This window comes from Lentzea sp. NPDC042327 (assembly GCF_040647275.1).
GTDB lineage: Bacteria > Actinomycetota > Actinomycetes > Mycobacteriales > Pseudonocardiaceae > Lentzea.
Genome location: NZ_JBEZBX010000001.1, coordinates 843,431 through 862,997 on the forward strand (window position 1 = coordinate 843,431; position 19,567 = coordinate 862,997).

Genomic DNA, 19,567 nt, shown 5'->3' on the forward strand with positions numbered 1-19,567 from the left:
ACCGGCAGTGCGGTCGCCACCCGCGTCCAGCTCCCTCATCGTCTCGGCACGACCTCGAACTGGCCCATCATCGAGTGGGTCGCGTGGTCGAGGAAGTGGCAGTGGAACGGGTACCGGCCGAGGTGGGAGTCGAACGTCGCCTGGATGCGGACCACGTCGCCGGGGAACAGGCGGACGGTGTCCTTCGGGTATGAGTCGTAGGCGGGCTCGGGCTTGCCGTTCCGGTCGAGGACCCTGAACTGCACGAGGTGCAGGTGCAGCGTGTGCTGGATGCCGAGAGCGGCGTCGTCGTTCACGACCTCCCAGATCTCGGTCGAGCCGTGCTCGATCGTCGCGTCCACGCGGTCCGGGTCGAACCCCTGGTCGTTGATGACGAACTGGCCGCGCTCGAGGTCGAGCCGCAGGACGAAACGGCGGGTTCTCGTGACCCGGCCGCGCAGCGGGTCGTGCGCCGGCCATCCCGGGATCTGTCCCCCCACCGACGGAACCCGCGCGCGGGACCAGCCGGGGATGGCGATCTCCGGCTTGGCCCACGCACCCCCGTCGCCGACCCGGAACTGCAGGACGTCGCGCTTGTCCTCGGACAGGGCCGCCACGTTCTGCAGCGCGATGGCGGTGCCCGGCGGAACCGACCGGAAGTCCACCAGGACCTCGGCGCGCTCCGCCGGCCAGACGTCGACCTCCTGCCGCGCCGCAGGCACGCGCAGGAAGCCGCCATCGGACGCGATCTGCAGGAACGGCGCTCCGGTGGAAAGCCGGAACTTGAACATCTCCAGGTTCGAGCCGTTGATCAGCCTGAGGCGGTACAGCTTCCGCTTGACCTCGAAGTAGGGCTGCGGCCGTCCGTTGACGAGCACCGTCGGCCGGTTCAGGAAGTCGTCCGGCACGAAGACGAGCTGGCCCCTGCTGTCGAACTTCGCGTCCCTGAGCATGAGGGGAACGTCGAACTCGCCACTGGGCAATGGAAGCAGCGCGTCCACGGGGTCCGACAGCAGGTACGCGCCGGAAAGGCCGCGGTAGACCCGTTCAGCTTCGAGGTGGTGCGTGTGGTCGTGGTACCAGAGCGTCGCGGCCCGTTGGTCGTTCGGGTACCGGTACTCCCTGGACCGGCCGGGCGCGATCGGGTCCATCGGATGCCCGTCACTCGACGCCGGGACGTCCGCGCCGTGCAGGTGGACGGTGGCGGGGCCGGACAGGCCGTTGAACTGCCGGACCACGACGGCGCGACCGCGCCGGGCGCGGAGGGTGGGGCCGGGGAAGCTCCCGTTGAAGGTGAGCGTCCTGGTCCGGATGCCGGGGAGGACCTCCAGCTCGGTCTCCGCGATCCGCATGTCGTAGAAGTCGGTGTCCGCCGTGCTCCGCGTGGGCTTCAGCACCGGGGGGATCGACAGCGGCAGTGAGAAGGGCGGCACCTCCGGCGGATCGTCAGAGAACGCGGAGGCCAGCTGCTTCGCCGGGAAGACCAGGGCCGCGCCGACGACGGAACCGAGTTTGATCGCATCTCTTCTGTTCAGCACGTCGATCACCTTCAGGGAGTCGGGGGGCGATCCGCGGGTGGAGGGCGACCGCGGCCAGCAGGGAGAGCACGAACGAGTGCTGCAACACGGTGATCGCCGCGGACATCGTGTTGCCGCGTGAGATCGCGTTGCCGACGGTGAGTCCCGCCAGGGGGATCGTCACCGAGGCGCTGAGGACGGCCGCCGTCGCCGCGAAGACCAGCGCGGCGGTGATGCGCCTGGTCGCCGCCCACCGCCGGGTGGCGGCGCCGGCCAGCACCACGATCGCCATCGTCACGTGCGCGGCGAGCAGCGTGATGCCGACGAAGTTGGGGACGGCGTGCGCAACGATGGCGGGAGGTGGGGCGAGGGCCCCGCCCCCTGTTCCCGCGTGGTGCCCGGCACCGGCCGGCAGGAGGGACGACTGCCGCGGCCTGACGTCCAAGTAGGACGACCAGTCCCGGATCTGCCAGGCGACGACCGCCGCGAGGACGATCGCGAGCAGAGCCAGTGGAGTCGTGGGCCGGCCACGGCCCGATGATGACGAGGACGCGGGCCGGAGTGCGAGTTCGTCCTGCATGGAGCCGCCTTTCCCGCCCGCGTCCTTCGGATCAGTACATCGTGTTGGGGTTGGCCGAAGTCGGCGGAATCGGCTGCAGGACGGCCCAGTGTTCCAGCAGTTTCCCGCCACGGACGCGGTACAGGTCGACACCTACGCCGTTCTCCATGTCGAACAGCTTCTCCAGGTGGACGAAGACCGCGACCAGGTCTCCCTCTGCGACGACGGTCTTCACGTTGGCGCGGTAGTCCGGCTGCGCGGCGTACGCGGCGTGCAGGAACTGCTGCAGTGCCTCGGTTCCGTTCGGGACGTCCGGGAAGTGCTGGTAGTAGGTGTTGTCCCCGATGTAGCGGTCCAGCGCCCGGAGGCGGAGCTCGTCATCGGGCTGGTTGACGATCTCGGAGAAGGCGGCCCGGCCGAGGCGTTCGCTTTCGGCGTCCGTGGCGAACGGCAGCGACTGGGAGATCTTCGGCGAGCTGAGCGTGGAGAACATGTCGTTGCCGATGCTCACCGGCCGGACCGCCTCGTTGACCTCCCAGTGCTCGGCGATCCTGCCCCGGTCGAGGCGGAAGAGGTTGATCTTGGCGACACCCGCGTCGCCGGGCTTCCCTGCGAAGTGGCTGTGCACCACGACCAGGTCGTTCTGGGCGATGGTCCGCTTCACGGTGAAACGGAGGTTCGGGTTCTGGTTCCGCAGGCCCGCGTGGTACGCCCGGAACGCGGCCCGGCCGTCTGCGATCGCCGGGTAGTGCTGGACGAGGTCGGGGCGCACCACCCTGTCGAGGTGGCCGAGGTCCCCGCGGTTCAGCGCGGAGTAGAGGCCGAGGACGACCGCCCTGTTCGCCCTTTCCTTCGGGGTGGCGATCGACTCGAACGCGCCTTGCCGGTGCTGGGTGGGTGCGGCGGTGACGGCCGGGTTGAAGGCGGCGATCACGGTGACGGAGAGGATGACCGGCACCACCGCACGCCAGCGGGTCCGGGATCGGTAGGTCCTTTTCGGCATCTTGGTTCTCGCTTCCTGCGATTGTGGAAGATGTGACTGCGCTAGGGCCGCACGAGCACCTTGGTGGCCGTGCGTGCGGCCATCGCCTCGTAGCCGGACGCGATGTCGTCCAGGCTCACCGCCTTGTCGAAGATCGAACCGGGGTCGAGCGTGCCGGCCAGCACCCGTTCGGCGAGTTCGGGGAGGTAGGCGCGGGCCGGTGTGAGACCGCCGGTGAGGGTGATTCCGCGGAAGAAGACCGGCGTCACGTCGCCGATCGGCGGGCTGCCCATCACGCAGGCTGTGCCGCCGGTCCGGCACAGCGCGAAAGCCGTGTTCTGCGCCTGCGGACCACCACCGCACTCCACCACCACATCGGCGCCGAGCCCTTGCGTGGCCGCGCGAACGAAATCGATGGATTCGGCAACGCTTTCGGGTCCTCGGGCCAGGAAGGTGTCCGTCGCACCGAAGTCGCGGCCCTTGCCCAACCGGGATTCGTGCCTGCCCACGAGGATGATCCGGCCTGCTCCCGCTTCCCTCGCCGCGAGCACGGCGCACATCCCGACCGGCCCGTCACCGAGGACGGCGACCGACGAGCCCGGCGTGACCCGGCCCGTCCGGACGGCGTGCAAGCCGGTCGCCATCGTGTCGGTGAGGGCGAGGAGCGAGGGCAGCCGTTCGTCGTCCTCGTCCACCGGCACCGCCACCAGGGTGGCGTCGGCGAAGGGGACGCGGACCGCTTCGGCCTGTGCGCCGTCACCGTCCACACCGAACATGCCACCCGCGGCGCAGGCGCTGTGCACACCGGCCTGGCACGCCGAGCAGGTTCCGTCGGCGAAGTTGAACGGGGCGACGACCATCATCCCGGGGCGGAGTGTGGCGACCTCGGTGCCGACGTCTTCGACCACGCCGACGAACTCGTGCCCGCAGCGAGGACCGGTGACCGGACCGGGAAGCCCGTGGTAGCCGTGCAGGTCCGTGCCGCAGATCCCGGCGACGACAACGCGGACGACCGCGTCACCGGGGGCCCGGAGCGCCGCGTCGGGGACTGCCTCCACGGTCAGCTCGTGCTTTCCGCGCAGGACCGCAGCCCTCATGAGCACACCTCTCGTCGGCTTGACCTGATCGAACCCGGCCCTCCCGGCAGCACGTCGTCCGTCCGGACGTACCGGCCCGACAGGTGGTCCGCCGCGCCCGTGACGACGGAGACCAGCGCGGCTGCGGCGTCCTCGGCGGCCGTGAAACGCCCTGACCGCCGGGCCTGCAACGTCCACGTCAGGATGTCGTCCTCCCAGCGGTTCCCCGTCCGGCCGCGGTCGAGGTGGGACCGGGTCATGCCGGCGTCGACCAGGCCGGGGTCGAACGCCACCGCAACCCGTGCGGAGCAGGCCAGCTCCCCGGCCAGGCTCGCTGTCACCGAGATCAACCCCGCCTTGGCGGCCGCGTAGGCGCTGGCGTGCGGCCAGCCGACCGCGCCGGCCCGGCTCACCACGTTCACCACGCGTCCGGTGAGCGAGGGCAGCACGGCCCGCGTCACCCGCACCGACCCGAAGAACCCGACTTCGGAGGTCTGCCGCCACTCAGCTTCATCCACCGTCCACAACGGACCGATCGGCCCTGCCACACCCGCGTTGTTCACCAGCACGTCGAGGCCACCCAGCTCGGCCACGACCTGGTCGACCCCGCGGGCCACCGAATCGTCGTCCGTCACGTCCAGGCACACCCAGGTCGCGGTTCCACCGGCTCGCCGGATTCCGTCGGCGGTCTCCTCCAGGGCGTCCCGGTCGCGGCCCGCGACGGCGACGGACAGCCCGGCGGCGGCCAGCGCCTGCGCGAACGTCCGTCCCAGCCCGCGTCCGCCGCCGGTGACCAGCACCCGCAGCGCCGGAGGCCGCAACCGCTTGCCGGTCGAGGAACGCGGGATCGCCCGTACCCGCTCGATGGCCCGCACCCGTTCGTGCGGTGCGACGCGGTCCGCGACGTGGGCCGTGATGTCCGCGAGGGGCACCGGCTCGGCCAGCACGACGTAGGCCTTCGGGACCTCCCCTGCGACCGGGTCGGGCACGCCCACGACGCAGGCTTCGGCCACCGCGGGGTGGCCGGTGAGCACTTCCTCCAGCGCGGCCGGCGACACCTGGTGGCCCTTGTACTTGATCAGCGACTTCGCCCGGCCGGTGATCCGCAGGAAGCCGTGCGCGTCCCGGCTCACCAGGTCGCCGGTGCGCAGCCAGCCGTCCGCGTCCGCCGACGTGCGGGCGATCTGCGGCCCGCGCAGCCACAGCTCGCCCGACTCCGGCTCCGTGCCGCCGGTGAACCGCACCTCGGTGCCCGGGACGAGCACGCCGGTGGAGCCGGGCGGCACCTCGACGCCGTCCGGGCTGAAGCTCACGCACCCCGCCTCGGTCATCCCGAACCCCTGCACCACCGGGACACCGAGGACCGCGGCGCAGCGGTCGGCGTCCACCGAGGGCAGCGGTGCACCACCGGAGACGACCAGTCGCAGCGACGGCAGCGGCTGGCCGGTCGCACCGAGCTCGGTCACCACGCTCGGCACCAGGTACGCCAGCGACACGCCGTCCTCGGTGACGTCGCGGGTGAAGTCGGCGGCCGAGAACGGGGTCGCGCCGATGACCAGGGTGGCGCCCGCCCGCAGCACCGGGTTCATCGCCATCTGCATCCCGTAGACGTGCCGCAGCGGCGGCACCGACAGGACCACGTCGTCGTCGCGCACCCGGTGCAGGTGGGCGATCTGCCCGAGGTTGGCGGTCAGGTTGCGGTGCGACACCGGCACGAGCTTCGGTGCGCCCAGCGTGCCGCTGGAACTCATCAGCACTGCCGTGCGGTCGCCTCCGCGCGGAGACAGCGGCAAAGGTGGCGTGGCCACTGCCTCGTCCCACGGCGTGCCGTTCGGTGTGGGGGCGCCGACGCAGACGGTCGGCAGCAAGACCTCCGGCGGTCCGAGGGCCGTCTCCGCGACCAGTGCCTTGGCACCGGTGCCGTCGATCGCGGCACGCCACCGCTCGGCGGTGTCCCGCGGGTCGAGCGCGAGCACCGCGGCACCGGCCGCGAGGATGCCGTGGTAGGCGACCACGAACTCGGCGCTGTTCTCGGCGAGCACCACCACGGTGTCGTCATCGCCGACCCCCGACCGGCGCAACCAGGCCGCGAGTCCGGCGACGGCCGCGCGCAGCCGTCCGTACGTCCATTCGAGACGCCCGCCCCGCGAGCGGTCCACCACCGCGACCCGGTCGTCGTCCGCGGCGCCCGGCCGCAGCACGTAGTCGCCGAGGTGTGCGTCGGCGGGCACCTCCCAGGCCGCCGTCACGGCCGCACCGGCACTTCAGCGGCTCCCCGTCCGGTCCTCACCGCTCCCCCGGGCCCTTCTTGCGAGCCAGGGTGAGTCCGTCCGCGACGGTCAGCAGGACCGACTCGACGCGGTCGTCGTTGCGGACGTGCTCGTTGAACTCGCGGATGGCGCGGGCGTTTCCTTCCGCGCCGGGTGAGGCTGCCTCGCCGGCGTAGAGCACGTTGTCGGCCACGATCAGGCCGTTGGGGCGCAGCCGGGGCACGAGCTCTTCCCAGTAGGTGCGGTAGCCGGCCTTGTCGGCGTCGAGGAAGGCCAAGTCGATGAACGGCTCTTCCGGAAGGCCGCGCAGGGTGTCGGCGGCAGGGCCGAGCAGCGGTTCCACCCGCTCGGCGACACCGGCCCTGGCCCAGGCGGCGGTGGCGATCCCCGCCCAGCGGTCGGTCACGTCGCAGGTGATCACCCGACCGGTCGGCCCCACGCCCTCGGCCAGCGCGAGCGTCGAGTACCCGGTGAACGTCCCCACCTCGACCGCCACGCGGGCGCCGGTCAGCCGGGCCAGCAACGTGAGCAGCGCTCCCTGTTCCGGCGGCACCTGCATCTCGGCCACCTGGCCGAGGGCGAGCGTGGCGTCGATCAGTTCGCGCTGGACGTCGGTGAACGGCGGGAGCTGACCCCGGACGTACTCGAGCACCTGCGGGGTGAGCAGCACCGCCTTGTCGGGCTGTTCCGCTGTTGTCGTCATGCGTGGGCTCCGTCCGCGAGAGCCGCCTCGGCGATCGGGACGAGGCGGGCGATGTGCACCGGCAGGTCGGTCTGGAAGTGGTTCACCGCGTCGCGGTCGTAGATCGCGTGCACCGGCTGCGTCGCGAGGTCCGCCAGCAGCGCCGCCACCCGCGCCCGCAGCGCGGCGGTGAAGACGTGCGCGCAGACCTGGGCCCGGTCGACGAGGAAGAAGTCGTCGAGCAGCGCCTGCTCGTCCTCGGTGGGCGCCTGGTGGACGTCCCGCCCGGCATCGCGCAGCAGCGACCCGCCGACCGGCACGAGCCGGGCGGCCACCGTCATGTGCACGAGGCGGTTGAACTTCACCGCCGCCCTCAGCGCCGACCCCGGTGCGGGCCGTGCTCCGGCGAGCAGCGCAGCGGCGTGGCGGTGGTCGCGCGCCCACGTCCCGCTCAGCGCCGGGTGCCGCGCCGCCATCCGCGGCCGGATGACCGAGAGGTAGACCTCGGGGCGGCAGCTGCCCGAGTAGAGCAGCAGCGCCGAGTAGGTGTCGTGCAGGACGGCGGCCTCGTCGAGGTCACCGCGGCCGAGCGCGGCCGAGAGCAGCCGCCACACGCAGAAGGCACCGTGGTGGCCCAGCAACCAGCGGTACCAGGCGAACTCCGCCTCGCTGTCGGACGGCGGCGGGCCGACGGGTTCGTCGACGTCACCGGGGTGCCAGGCACACGGGGCGAGCGGGTTCTGCGGAAGCGGAACGGTGAGCCGGGGCAGCGGCGGAGCGGTCACGACAGCACCTCCGCGACGTGCTCGTCCAGCGCATCGGCAGCCGCGCGGATGTCCTCGTCGAGCGGACGGTCGTGGGTGATCGGCGCGACCCGCTCGGCCAGCGCCGCGACCAGGCCCGCGCAGTGCGGCGCGGTCGGCTCGCGATCACCGATGTGGGCGGCTTGGCGCACCGCGACGCCGAGGCAGCCGTGCAGCAGCCGCAGGAGGTTGGCCTGCTCGTAGGCGGTCAGCGCGGCTTGGGTGCCGAAGGGGACGACGTCCTGGTTGTGCAGGTTGGTGGGAATGCTCTGCATCGCCGCGGGCGTGCACGCCCGGCGCATCGCCACGACGACCGACGTCGCCAGCACCTGCAAGCCCTGGACCGCGTGCTGCTTGCCCGGCTCGGCCGCGAGCATCGGGGGCCGCCCTCCGTTGCGGCCGGGGTCCACCAGCAGGTCGACCTGCCGCTCCGCGAGGTTGCCGACCTGGGTCATCGCCGAGGACAGCAGGTCGGCGGCGAAGGCGGCGGGCTGGCCGAAGAAGTTCCCCCCGTGCGCAACGAGGTCTTCGTCCGGGAAGAACAGCGGGTTGTCGCTGACCCCGCGCAGGTCGTCGGCGACGGTCCGGGCCGACCACCCGGCCGCCGACCGGGCAGCGCCGAGCAGCTGCGGCGCGCACCTGATGCTGTAGGGCTCCTGCAGCGGCCGCCCCGCCACCGGCGTGGTTCCCCCGAGCCACCACGACAGCTCACGGCCGGCCGCTTCGGCCTCGGGATGACCGAACGCCTCCAGCAGGGACGGTGCCAGGAACGCGGGCGTCGCACCGAGCAGGTCGGCCAGTGCCGCCGTCAGCGCGACCGCGACCTTCAGGGAACGTTGCGCCGACAGCACCGCAAGCCCGGCGGCCGCCGTCGTCACCGACGTCCCGTTGACCAGCGCCAGCGCGTCCCGGCCGTCCAGCTCGAGCGGGGCCAGGCCCGCCGCGCGCAGGGCGTCGCCCGCGGGCATCCGATCGCCGTCGAAGTAGGCGTACCCGTGCCCGCGCAGGCTCTGCACGGCGTGCGCCAGGGGAACCAGGTCTCCGCTGGCTCCGACCGAGCCCCAGGTCGGTATGGCGGGGGCGAAGCCGCTGTCGAGCATCCGGGCCAGTGCGTTCACCGTGGACATCGACGCGCCGGACAAGCCGCGGGCCAGGGACCGCGCACGCACGAGCACCGCCGCGCGGGCGACGGGGACCGGCAGGTCGGGCCCCTGTCCGACGGTGAGGTGCTGCAACACGTTGTCGCACTGCGCGGTGCTGCTCTCCCGGCCGTCGAAGACGACCAGCGGCCCGAATCCCGTGGTGGCACCGTAAACCGGGCGTTCGGACCGCGCCAGGGTCGCCTCGACGAAGCGCCGCCCGCGCTCGACGTCCGCCACGACCTGTGCGGGCAACGTGATGCGCATCGGCCGAGCCGCGGCCTCCAGGTGGGCCAGCTCCACGGGAGCCGAGAGATCGAGGGTGGTGGTCGCGGAATCAATCGGGCTCATCGTGTCATCGCCCCTAGTTCGGCCGAAGTGGGTTGGAGCTCGTCATCAGCCACGTTGGTCAGGTCAGCGGCCGTCCGAAGTGGTCGCGCTGTTCACCGGAAGAGGTGGGCCGCCGGCGAAGCGACTTCCCACCTCGAGAAGCACTCTCACCCTGTCCGCGTAACGATTTTCGTCGCAAGTATGTAGCCGCGGAGCCGTCGCACAACCGGACATTCCAGCTACCGGAACGACGACCGCGAGCCGCAACGGGCCGACACTGTCCACAAGCGACTTCCGCGCGGCACTTCCCGCCGTCGCCTGTCGACCGCAGGGCGTTCGTCGACGAACAACCGTTGCGGGAAAACGACTTCGTGGTGTAGAGCGGCCTCGACGCGACTGACCGGAGGGTTAGCGGCGGTTTGATCAAGTGTTGGTGGTACTTGCAGACGCCTGGGCAGCAACGAAGGGGAAGGGGGCGGACAAGGCTTCTGTCCGGTGCTCAGCCGGCCGCCCGCGTGTCATCGCACTGCTCGCGCTGCGGCCAGTGCGCGCCGAAGGCCTTGAGCACGTTGGTCATCAGGGGCGAACACTGCGACCTGTGCCACGCCAGGGCGATCCCCACGTTCGCCCCGTCCTCGAGGGACCGGACCGTGATGCCCGACAAGGGGATGGAACGGGCGGACTCCGGCACCACACCGATTCCGAGCCCGGCTGCGACCAGCGCGAGGAGCGTCGGCATGTTCGAGACCACGTGCTTGCGCTTCGGGCTGAAGCCGGCCTTCAGGCACATCTGCAGCACCGCCTTGGCAATCCCTGCCTCCGGCTTCACCTCGGTGATGAAGGCTTCGTCGCGGAGGGCCGCGACGCTCAGCGACTGCCTCTCCGCGAGCGGGTGGTCGACGGGGAGGACGACGACCAACCGCTCGTCGCGGACGGGGAACAGTTCCACGTCCTCGCAGTGCACCGGCGGGTGCACGACCCCGAGGTCGAGCGTCTCCTCCCGGAGCCTGACGCACTGCTCCTCTGTCGAGAGGTCCGAGTGCACCTCGAACTCGACGCCGGGCAACCGCTTCCGGATCGTCTGGACGAGGAACGGCATGTGCGCCAAGGCGGCCGATCCCGTGAGCGCGATCCGGAGCAGTCCCGTCTGACCTTCTCCCAGCAGCCGGACGCCGTCGACCCCGGCATCGATCCGGCTCAGCGTGTTCAGGGTCTCGTCGAGGAAGAACCGGCCCGCCTCGGTGAGCTCCACCCGTCGCGTCGTCCGCGCCAGAAGGCACACGCCGAGCTCGTCCTCCAACTGCCGAATGGCGTGTGACAGAGCAGGCTGGGCCATGTTCAGCTTTTCGGCCGCCTGACCGAAATGACAGGTTTCGGCAACTGCGGCGAAGTACCTGAGGTGCCGGAGTTCCACCCTGCTCGCCATCAACAACCTCAATCACCCGGCCACAACAACGGCTCGCCGACTTCGCACTCCACGACCGGCAACAAAACAGCCTGTTCGAAAGTCTCGAACCGCCCGCGCAACTGCGGTGCGAGCCCTTCCAAACGATGACGTTCAGTTGTCAGCCAGCAACAGTATGTCCACTTCGACCGGGTGCCGCAACCGCTGGAGAATGTTAGCGCTCTCAATTCGGTGCACCGCCCGGCAAGCGGCCGACCTCGACAGATGACACACCTGTGACGAGCGCATCAGCAGACCAGCCGTTCGGAGCATCGACAGCGCAGACCGGCGCAGATTATTCGCGGTCAAACATCCGCTCTGCAGCACCACAGCAGCACACTCATGAATTAAAATCCGAATGATGCAACATCGATAAACCGGTCGAAAACCGGACTTGGACACGAGGGAAACGTGAAATGAAATAGAGACCGAGCCGCACCGCACCTTCTCCGCAGCGGTCACCGCACAGCTCTCCCGCCCGCCGACGAGCGGGGAGGAAAGCCTTGCCGGAGAACGAAAGTGAGGTCGAGTCCGGGACTACACCTTCGACAGAAGGCCCTCGAACGTCCTCACCACGTCGGCGAGCACCGGGGACTGCTTCGACCTGAGCCACGCCAGGGCCACCGGCACCATCGGCGCTTCGCTGAGCGGGCGGAACGTCACGCCCGGGACGGGGACCGAGCGGGCGGCGTCCGGCACCACGCCGATCCCGAGACCGGAGGCGACCAGTGCGAGGAGAGTCGGCATGTTCGAGACCACGTGCTTCTTCCGCAGGCTGAAGTCGGCGTTCAGGCACATCTTCATCACCGCGTTGGCTATGCCCGTCTCCGGCTTCGCCCCGGTGATGAAGGACTCGTCCCGCAGGTCCGCGATGCCGACCGACTTCTTCTCCGCGAGCGGGTGGTCGAGCGGGAGGACGACGATCAAGGGCTCCTCGCAGATCGGGATCAGTTCCACGCCGTCGGGAACCGGCGGGTGCACGACCCCGAGGTCGAGCGTCTGGTCACGGAGCCGGACGCACTGCTCCTCGGTCGAGAGGTCCGAGTGCACCTCGAACTCGACGCCGGGCAGCTCCCTGCGGATCGACTGGATCAGGAACGGCATGTGCGCGAAGGTGACCGAGCAGGTGAGCCCGATGCGCACGAGTCCGGACTGCCCCTCGTTCAGCAGCCTGACACCGTGGATGCCGGCGTCGACGCGCCCCAGCGTGTGCAGCGCCTCGTCGAGGAAGAACTTGCCGGCCTCGGTGAGCTCCACCCGCCGCGTGGTGCGGACCAGGAGGCTGACGCCGAGTTCGTCCTCCAATTGTTTGATCGCGTTCGACAGCGCGGGCTGGGCCATGTTGAGCCGTTTCGCGGCCTGACCGAAATGACACGTCTCGGCCACCGCGGCGAAATATCGCAGATGCCTGAGCTCCACCCTGTTGCCCACGAAGACCACCATTCACGTCGCGGCACCGGGCTGGCCGAAATCGACACCTTCGCATTCGACGACATCACCGGTCGCCAAAAACGCGACCGTCGGTTTCACTCACCCTCCGGTTGCCGGTTCACGACAGTATGTCCGCCACCGGAGGGCTGCGCAAGGTCTGGAACGTGAACGTTCTTGATTGAACTGCCTGGTCCAGGCGTTACGCTGATTCCAATTGACACGGAGATTCACCCTTTAGGGCTATCAAGATTCCGATCCAGAACCCCGTTGCAGCAAGAAACCAGAACGCCGACGTTCCCGACTGATGACGCAGTGCGACGACCGCGCGCGGCTCCGCGGTCCGGAACGCGGGTGGCGCAGATTCGCCGCCGGTGATAGGTACTGAGCGTGAGGACCACTTCGAGCCGGGAAGGACACCGGGCACCGCGCCGATGAAGCCACGAGGAGACTCCTACGGCGGAAGGTCCCGCCTCGAACGGTCAGCTCAGCGACGGGAACGACTGGTCGAGGCCACGTTGGAGCTGTTCTCGGCGCGCGCGTACGACGACGTCACGGTCGCGGACGTGTGCGTTCGCGCGCAGGTGTCGAAGCGCTACTTCTACGAGCACTTCACCGATCGCGGTGACCTGGTGTTCCAGGTGCACACCGAGCAGAACAGGTGGCTGCTCGAAGGCATGGTCGAGGCCTCGCCGCGCAACCCGTCCGGTCCGCGCGAGCTCATCTTCCCGATGATGAAGGCGCTGGTCACCATGCTGTCGGAACACCCGCAGCGGGCGCGGATCATCTACATCGACGTGCCGCGCCTCGAGTCACTGCGCCGGGAGTCCATGCGCAGGCAGGCGGAGTTCTTCGGCCGCCTGGTCCGCGGGGTCGTCGGCCCCCAGCACGACCGGGTGCTGTTCCAGCGGGCCTCGCTGGCGCTCGTCTCCGGGATCTCCCAGGTGGTGACCGAATGGGTGACCAGGGGGTTGACCGATCCCGTCGACCCCCTGGTCGAGCACCTCACCAGGATCGTCTGCGCCGTGCTGCGCGACCTCGGCTGAGGCCTGGCTCAGCTCGCCAGACCTGCGCACAACGGCTCGTACAAGCGCGCCACGTGCGCCAGCGCGGTCTGGACCTCCCCCCGCGCGACGAACGCCTGCGGCCCGGTCACCGACACCGCGGCGAACAGGGGGCCGTCCGCGACGACCGGCACGGCCGAGGTGCGCAGACCCCGGTGAGTGACCCCGTCGTCGTGCGCGACCCGGGAGGCGGGCCGGCCGGAGGAGCTCCGATGCGCCTTCAGCGTCAGCACCGCCTTTCCGGCGGCGGTCTCCAGCGCGGACCACGACCGGCCGAAGTCGACCGGACCGGACAGCAAGCCGGCACCGGGAGGCTCGAACTGCTCCACGCAGCGGACCACGTTGTCCTCCACGACCATGAGCTGCACCAGCAGGTGCGTCAGCTCGTACAGGCGCAACATGCCCTTGAGCGCGTGCCGCCGCAAGAGGGCGTGGTCGTCGCTCGTCAACCCCGCTGTCAGTCGCAGGTCGCCCAGTTCGTACCCGTTGGCGATCCGCCGGACGGCCTGCTCCGCCTCCAGCGTGCGCAGCAGCCGGTGAGCGGTCGTCTTGGCGAGCTGCAGGTCCCGTGCGATGTCGGCCAGGGAGCAGACCCCGCCCTTCCTCCCCAGGTAGCGGATGATCAACACCGCCTTTTCAACCGCCCCCTGGGACTTTTCCGCGGAACACGTCTCGTCCACCCACGCCGTGCTCACCGAGGAACCGCGCGCAGACGTCATCCGAACCTCCGATGACCGGGATTCTGAAAATATTCATGAACGCGCCGACCCTAACCGGATTATTCCAGTCGGATCAACACGCGGTGCCATATATCGACGAGCCGAATGGACTGATCGGCCTCGACTCAACAATTGGTCTGGGATCATGAACGCACGACACGCACGCCACGGCGCGAGGCAGGGGTGATCGGCTTTCTGAGTTCACCGCGCCGCCGTCGTGACGAGGTAGCGGGTCAGGGCCGCCGGTGTGGGATGGGTCCAGAGGATGCCCGCGGGCAGCTCGACTCCGGTGCCCTGCTGCAGCTTGCCCCGGATCGCGATGCCCATGACCGAGTCCAGGCCGATGTCCGAGAACGGCCGTTCGGGTTCGATCCGGTGTTCCGGCACACCGGTCTCGGCCGCCACCACGCTGCGGATCACGGCCATCGCCGCGTCGGACACCTCGTCCGCGGGCAGGTCCCGCAGCAGGGTGACCGGTTCCGCCGCCGAGCCTCCGCGCGACTCGCCGTTCCGCGGGTCGCGGACGTGTTCGAACAGCGCGCGACGTCCCCCCGGCGGCGGTGCGGTCGGCCTGACCACCAGCGCGTAGCCGTCATCCGTGGTGTGCAGGCAGTTCCACACGCGCAGCGCCTCGGACGGGGTGATGTCACCGAAGCCCTGGGCCTCCATGCTCTGCAGTCCGTCGGCACTGAGCTTGCCCATGCCGGTGTCACGCCAGACCGTCCAGGCGATCGAGGTGGTGTTCCCGCCTCGGTGCCGGCGGTGTGCGGCCAGGCCGTCCAGGAACGAGTTGGCCGCGGCGTAAGCGGTGCAACCGGGCAGCACGACCAGCGGTGCGGTGGAGGAGAACAGCACCATCTCGTCGATGCTCCCCGGCGGGAACAGCTCGTGCAGCACCACCGCACCCAGCACCTTGGCGTGCAGCGTCTCCCGGATCGACTCCTCGTCCAGGTCGTCCACCAGGCGGCCGTGCACGGCTCCGGCCGTGTGGACCACGCCTCGGATGGGCGGCATGCGCAGGAAGTCGGGTGTCAGCACCGCTCGTGCGGCGTCGGCGTCGGTCACGTCCAAGGCGAGCGGGAGGACGTTCACCCCTTGGCCCTCAAGCTCCTCGACGACGCCGATGGCGCGCCGGGTCGCGTCGTCGTGCTGCTCCTCCCAGGTGGAACGCGGCGGCAGTCCACGCCGGCTGGTCAGGACCAGCCGGCGGGCGCCCCGTGAGGCGAGGTGCCGTGCCGCCTCCAGCCCGAGTGCCCCGAGACCGCCGGTGACCACGTAGGTGGCGTCGGGTCGCAGGGGCACCGGAGGGGTCTGGCCGCGGTCCGGGCGGGGAACGACGCGACCGGCGAGCAGTTCACCGTTCCTGACGACCAGCCAGTCCTCCGCGGGGGGTTCGTTGAGGACTCGCGCCACCAGCTCGAACGCGGCGTCGTCGTCACCTCCCTCCAGGTCGAGCACGCCACCGCGCAGCTCCGGGTGTTCGGAGGCGATCACCCGTGCGGCTCCCCACAGGGGCCGATGCGCGAGACCGGAGGACGTGGTGCAGGCCAGGGCTTCCCTGGTGAGGACCCACAACCTGGTTCCCGGCCGGTCGGCCTCGGCCGCGGACCGGGTCACGTCGGCGAGATCGGTCAGGTGGCGGACGGTGGCGTCGTACTCCTGTCCCGGTCCGGAGTACGGGGCCAGGTACACCACGTGGTGCGACCCGTCGCCCGCGGGCGGGTAGATGTCCTGTGCGGCTTTGACGAGCGTGCACGGCAGACCGGCCCGCACGAGGTGCTCCGCGAGCTGTTCCGCGGTCGCCGAGGGTTCGGTCGAGACCAGCGTGACCGTGGCCGCGGGCGTCTCGACGGCCGGGACCTCCAGCGGCTGCCAGGAAAGCCCGTGCAGGAAGGTCCTCGGGTCGGCGATCAGCGTCTGGTCCGCGTCGAGAACGCCGAACCGGAGCCCGGTGACCCTGGCGGACGACTGTCCGCCGGTCCCCTGGAGGTCCAGGTCGATGGTGTCGGTGGTACCGCTGCGCAGGCGTGCGACCAGGTGGACCGACGACGGAGCGGGACCGGTCCACTCGACCGACTCGATGGAGGCGGGCATGCGGTAGATGCCCTGCCGGGCCAGCGGAAGCGAGGACAGCGTGGTGGCGGCGTCGAGGACCACGGCCCAGTGGGACGCGCGGCCGGGCGTCGACACGGTCGCGTGCACCACGTCGTCGTCGTGCCGGAGGTGGTCCACCTGCCAGTCGAAGGCCAGACCTGACACCCCCAGCGGCCGGAGCAGGTCGAGCACCTCGTCGGTGCCGACGGGGAGCATCGGCAGCACCGGGTCTCCGACGACCTCGGCCGCGTCGGCGCGCACGGTGCCGGCACCGCCGTCGCGAGCGGAGGTGTGCGTGGTCCAGGACGTCTCTTCTGACGCCTCCTGCAGACGGGAGGAGAGCACCGCCCTGCCGTCCTGGCGGACGACCTGGACGGCGCGGTCCTGCTCGGCCGGCAGAGGGGTGCGCAGGACGACGTCGCGGAGGTGGCGCGGCTTGTCGGCAGCACCCGTGATCGCGTCGGCGAGCGTGCACAACAGCACGGCGGCGGGAACGATGTCCACGCCGTGCACGGTGTGCGGAGCGTCGTACGGCCTGTTCTCAGGCGACAGGGTCGTCTGCCACACGGCAGAAGGCGGCACGGTGGCAGCGGTCAGCCGGGAACCGAGCAGGGTGAAGGACTCCGGGTCGTGGCCTCCTGTCCCCCGGTCCAGGGGCGCCTCGGGAAGCCAGTACCGGCTGTGCTGCCACGCCGTGCGCGGCAACGCGACCGCTGCCGAGCGGGGCCAGCGGGCTCGCCAGTCGACGTCGACTCCGGCGCAGTGCAGCCTGCCCAGCTGTGCCGTGAGCTCCGGGAGCGCCGGCTGCGCGCGACGCAGCGAGTGCGCCGCGGTGACCGCCGGAACGGCCAGCGACTCCGCGATCTGAGCGATGTTGTGGACGACGACGGGATGCGGTGAGATCTCCAGGAAGTGGCGGTGTCCATCGTGGACCGCTGCTTCCACGGCCGCCGCGAACCGCACGGGGCGCCTGAGGTTCTGCTGCCAGTAACCGGCGTCCCGTGGTGCGCCGGAACGCGGGTCGTCCAAGATCGTGCCGTACAGCCGCAACGACGGCGGGCCGATCGACAGGCCGTGCACAGCGGCGCCGAGGTCGTCGACGAGCCCGTCCATGTGCGAGCTGTGGAAAGCGACGTCGGAAGCCACCCGGCGAACCACGCGGCCCTCTTCGGCCAGCACGGTCGCGCACTCCTCCACCGCGGCCACGTCGCCCGCCAGCACGGACCACCCGCGGGCCGGTTCGATCGCCGCCGTCAGGCCGGACTTGCCCGCGAGCCGTTCCTCCAGCTCGTCGAACGGCACGTCGAGCAGGACCATGGCACCGCGTCCCGCCACGGTCCCGAGCAGTGCCGCGCGGCGGCAGGCGAACCGGGCGGCGTCTTCCGCACTCCACACGCCCGCGGTCACCGCCGCGGCGATCTCGCCCATCGAGTGGCCGAGTGCCGCCACCGGTTCGACACCCCAGGACCGCCACACCTCGGCCAGGCCCAGGTGCATGGCGAACAACGTCGCCTGGATGCGGTCCGTCCGCGTGCAGTCCCCCTCGTCGATCTCGGTGATCAGCGAGTACCCGGCCTCCTCGCGGAACACCGGGTCGAGTCGCTCGCACAGGGCCGCGAACGGTGTGCTCGACCGGAGCAGCTCATGTCCCATGCCCGCCCACTGGGAACCGTGGCCGGAGAAGACGAACACCGGTCCGGCGGCCTGCTCGGTCGCCCTGCCGTGCACCACCCCCGGCACCTTCTCGGTCGCGGACCACGCCCGGAGGCGGTCGACCGCCTCGCCGCGATCGGTGGCGACCACAGCGGTCCGCCACGGCAGGTGCGACCTGTGCAGCGCCAGCGTGGCCGCCACCGCGTCGACGTCCTGCTCCCCCGTCTCCAGCGCGTCCGCGAGCCTGGACACCGTCGGTGCGAGCGCCTCCTGGGTGGCGGCGGACAGGACGAGCAGGGACGGGGCGCCGGTGACGTCCGGCTCCCCGTGTGGTTCCAGCGGGTCGCCTTCTGCCAGGCAGACGTGCGCGATGGTGCCCCCGTAGCCGAAGCTGGACACACCGGCCAGCTTCGGCTTTCCGGCGACCTCCGGCCAGGCGGTCGGCTCGGTCACCACCTTGACCGACCGCTCCGCCTCGACCGCGGGGTTGACACCGTCCCGCGCTCCCACCGTGGGCGGCAGGACACCGGCACGCATGGCCAGCACAGTCTTGATGATGCCGACCACCCCCGCACCCGCCTCCAGGTGCCCCACGTTGCCCTTCACCGATCCGATGAGCAGAGGCGAGTCCGGTGCCCGGCCGGCTCCGAGGACGGCAGCGGCCGCGGCCGCCTCCGTCGGATCACCGAGAGGCGTGCCGGTGCCGTGCGCTTCCAGGTAGTCCACAGCGGACGGATCGATGCCGGCGCCGGCGTAGACGGATCGGAGCATCTCCTGCTGTGCGACGCCGTTGGGCGCCATGATCCCGTTGGTGCGGCCGTCCTGCCGCACCGCGCTCGCACGGACGACGGCCAGGACGTTGTTGCCGTCACGCCGGGCGTGGTCCAGCCGCTTGAGCACCACGACACCGGCACCCTCGCCGCGCCCGTACCCGTTGGCGGAGGCGGCGAACGGCTTGCTCCTGCCGTCGGCCGCCAACGCTCCCGACGCGCCCAGCGACAGGGTCTGCGCGGGTGCGGCGATCAGGTTCACCCCGCCCGCGATCACGACGTCGCACTCCCCGGAGAGCAGCGCCTGCCGTCCGAAGTGGATCGCCGCGAGCGAGGACGAGCACGCGGAGTCCAGCGCCAGGCTCGGACCGCGCAGGTCGAGGAAGTACGAAACCCGGTTCGCGACGGCGCAGTAGGCGCCGCCGATGCTGCTCCACGGACCGATCCGCTCGGGATCGTTCAGCAGCATCTGCCCGTACTCACCGCCACCCACGCCGATCAGCACGGCGGAGTTGCTGCCGGCGAGCGACAGAGGCGGGATTCCGGCGTGTTCGAGTGCTTCCCACACCACTTCCAGCACCAGGCGCTGTTGCGGGTCCATCAGGACCGCTTCTCTGGGTGTGACGCCGAAGAACTCGGCGTCGAAGCTCGCGGCGTCCTCCAGGTAGGCGGCACGGCTGACCGCCCGGTCCACCGCGGCGGCGGCCGCCGGACCGTGTGCCGGGTACGACGACCACCGGTCGCGGGGGAGGTCCCCGACCTCACTGCGTGCCGCGATCAAGCCGGCCCAGAAGTCCGCCGGTTCGCAGATGCCACCGGCCAACCTCATGCCCAGACCCACGACGGCGACGTCGTTGTCCGGGCTACCAGAACTCAAACGCGTCATTTTGCTACCTCACAGATTTCGGTCAAGCCGCCTCGATCTCACGGGGTCTCCCAGCCAGCTCCGGGAGCCGGCCGCAGGGCGGGTGCGGCCGGGCGATGATGACGAGCGCGGAGCCCACCGGCGCGACGACCTCAGCCGCCGGGCCGGTGGGGCCGGGCATCCGGGTCGGGCC

At 70.7% G+C, this 19,567-nt stretch carries 13 protein-coding genes; 1 reads left to right on the forward strand and 12 read right to left on the reverse strand.

The window, feature by feature from the left end:
- Positions 1 to 35: 35 nt before the first annotated feature.
- The 10 genes from AB0A63_RS03435 to AB0A63_RS03480 all read right to left on the reverse strand — a co-directional run bounded on the left by AB0A63_RS03435 (position 36) and on the right by AB0A63_RS03480 (position 12,212).
- The gene (locus tag AB0A63_RS03435; protein WP_360384817.1) at positions 36 to 1,517 is read right to left on the reverse strand and encodes a multicopper oxidase domain-containing protein; all 1,482 of its coding nucleotides are present in this window, start codon (positions 1,515 to 1,517) and stop codon (positions 36 to 38) included.
- Entirely contained in the window at positions 1,426 to 2,076 is a 651-nt protein-coding gene (locus AB0A63_RS03440) for a hypothetical protein (RefSeq protein WP_360384819.1), read from the reverse strand. Before AB0A63_RS03440 ends, AB0A63_RS03435 begins: the two co-directional genes overlap by 92 nt.
- A gap of 31 nt (positions 2,077 to 2,107) precedes the next feature.
- Positions 2,108 to 3,013 carry a nuclear transport factor 2 family protein gene (locus AB0A63_RS03445; RefSeq protein ID WP_360384821.1) on the reverse strand — a complete coding sequence of 302 codons (906 nt, stop codon included), beginning with the start codon at positions 3,011 to 3,013 and terminating at the stop codon, positions 2,108 to 2,110.
- 86 nt (positions 3,014 to 3,099) lie between these two features.
- A complete protein-coding gene (locus AB0A63_RS03450) occupies positions 3,100 to 4,134 on the reverse strand; it encodes an alcohol dehydrogenase catalytic domain-containing protein (protein ID WP_360384823.1) in 1,035 nt (344 codons plus the stop codon).
- Positions 4,131 to 6,362 (reverse strand): SDR family NAD(P)-dependent oxidoreductase, encoded by a 2,232-nt coding sequence (locus AB0A63_RS03455; RefSeq protein WP_360384825.1) that lies wholly within the window; start codon positions 6,360 to 6,362, stop codon positions 4,131 to 4,133. The genes AB0A63_RS03450 and AB0A63_RS03455 overlap by 4 nt, the downstream gene beginning before the upstream one ends.
- A gap of 37 nt (positions 6,363 to 6,399) precedes the next feature.
- The gene (locus AB0A63_RS03460) at positions 6,400 to 7,086 is read right to left on the reverse strand and encodes an O-methyltransferase (protein ID WP_360384827.1); all 687 of its coding nucleotides are present in this window, start codon (positions 7,084 to 7,086) and stop codon (positions 6,400 to 6,402) included.
- Positions 7,083 to 7,850, reverse strand: a complete 768-nt coding sequence (locus tag AB0A63_RS03465; protein ID WP_360384829.1) for an L-tyrosine 3-hydroxylase — start codon at positions 7,848 to 7,850, stop codon at positions 7,083 to 7,085. The genes AB0A63_RS03460 and AB0A63_RS03465 overlap by 4 nt, the downstream gene beginning before the upstream one ends.
- Positions 7,847 to 9,358 (reverse strand): aromatic amino acid ammonia-lyase, encoded by a 1,512-nt coding sequence (locus AB0A63_RS03470; protein ID WP_360384831.1) that lies wholly within the window; start codon positions 9,356 to 9,358, stop codon positions 7,847 to 7,849. The genes AB0A63_RS03465 and AB0A63_RS03470 overlap by 4 nt, the downstream gene beginning before the upstream one ends.
- 478 nt (positions 9,359 to 9,836) lie before the next feature.
- Complete coding sequence (locus AB0A63_RS03475) at positions 9,837 to 10,763, reverse strand: LysR substrate-binding domain-containing protein (RefSeq protein WP_360384833.1); 927 nt, start codon at positions 10,761 to 10,763, stop codon at positions 9,837 to 9,839.
- 555 nt (positions 10,764 to 11,318) lie between these two features.
- Complete coding sequence (locus AB0A63_RS03480) at positions 11,319 to 12,212, reverse strand: LysR substrate-binding domain-containing protein (RefSeq protein WP_360384835.1); 894 nt, start codon at positions 12,210 to 12,212, stop codon at positions 11,319 to 11,321.
- A gap of 431 nt (positions 12,213 to 12,643) precedes the next feature.
- Here AB0A63_RS03480 and AB0A63_RS03485 point away from each other — a divergent pair, with 431 nt between their 5' ends.
- On the forward strand, positions 12,644 to 13,255 hold the full coding sequence (locus AB0A63_RS03485; RefSeq protein WP_360384837.1) for a TetR/AcrR family transcriptional regulator: 612 nt from the start codon (positions 12,644 to 12,646) through the stop codon (positions 13,253 to 13,255).
- 8 nt (positions 13,256 to 13,263) lie between these two features.
- On the opposite strand, the gene AB0A63_RS03490 is transcribed toward AB0A63_RS03485, so the two are convergent.
- Together AB0A63_RS03490 and AB0A63_RS03495 are read right to left on the reverse strand one after the other, a co-directional pair.
- Positions 13,264 to 13,992, reverse strand: coding sequence for a helix-turn-helix domain-containing protein (locus tag AB0A63_RS03490; protein ID WP_360384839.1), 729 nt, complete (start codon positions 13,990 to 13,992; stop codon positions 13,264 to 13,266).
- A gap of 201 nt (positions 13,993 to 14,193) precedes the next feature.
- The gene (locus AB0A63_RS03495) at positions 14,194 to 19,395 is read right to left on the reverse strand and encodes a type I polyketide synthase (protein WP_360384841.1); all 5,202 of its coding nucleotides are present in this window, start codon (positions 19,393 to 19,395) and stop codon (positions 14,194 to 14,196) included.
- Positions 19,396 to 19,567: the final 172 nt, after the last annotated feature.

Bases quoted from the DNA above. Each gene is read 5' to 3' on its own strand.
- AB0A63_RS03485 (WP_360384837.1), top strand. From the start codon at position 12,644: ATGAAGCCACGAGGAGACTCCTACGGCGGAAGGTCCCGCCTCGAACGG.
- AB0A63_RS03475 (WP_360384833.1), bottom strand. From the start codon at position 10,763: ATGGCGAGCAGGGTGGAACTCCGGCACCTCAGGTACTTCGCCGCAGTT.
- AB0A63_RS03440 (WP_360384819.1), bottom strand. From the start codon at position 2,076: ATGCAGGACGAACTCGCACTCCGGCCCGCGTCCTCGTCATCATCGGGC.
- AB0A63_RS03450 (WP_360384823.1), bottom strand. From the start codon at position 4,134: ATGAGGGCTGCGGTCCTGCGCGGAAAGCACGAGCTGACCGTGGAGGCA.
- AB0A63_RS03460 (WP_360384827.1), bottom strand. From the start codon at position 7,086: ATGACGACAACAGCGGAACAGCCCGACAAGGCGGTGCTGCTCACCCCG.
- AB0A63_RS03470 (WP_360384831.1), bottom strand. From the start codon at position 9,358: ATGAGCCCGATTGATTCCGCGACCACCACCCTCGATCTCTCGGCTCCC.
- AB0A63_RS03490 (WP_360384839.1), bottom strand. From the start codon at position 13,992: ATGACGTCTGCGCGCGGTTCCTCGGTGAGCACGGCGTGGGTGGACGAG.
- AB0A63_RS03495 (WP_360384841.1), bottom strand. From the start codon at position 19,395: ATGACGCGTTTGAGTTCTGGTAGCCCGGACAACGACGTCGCCGTCGTG.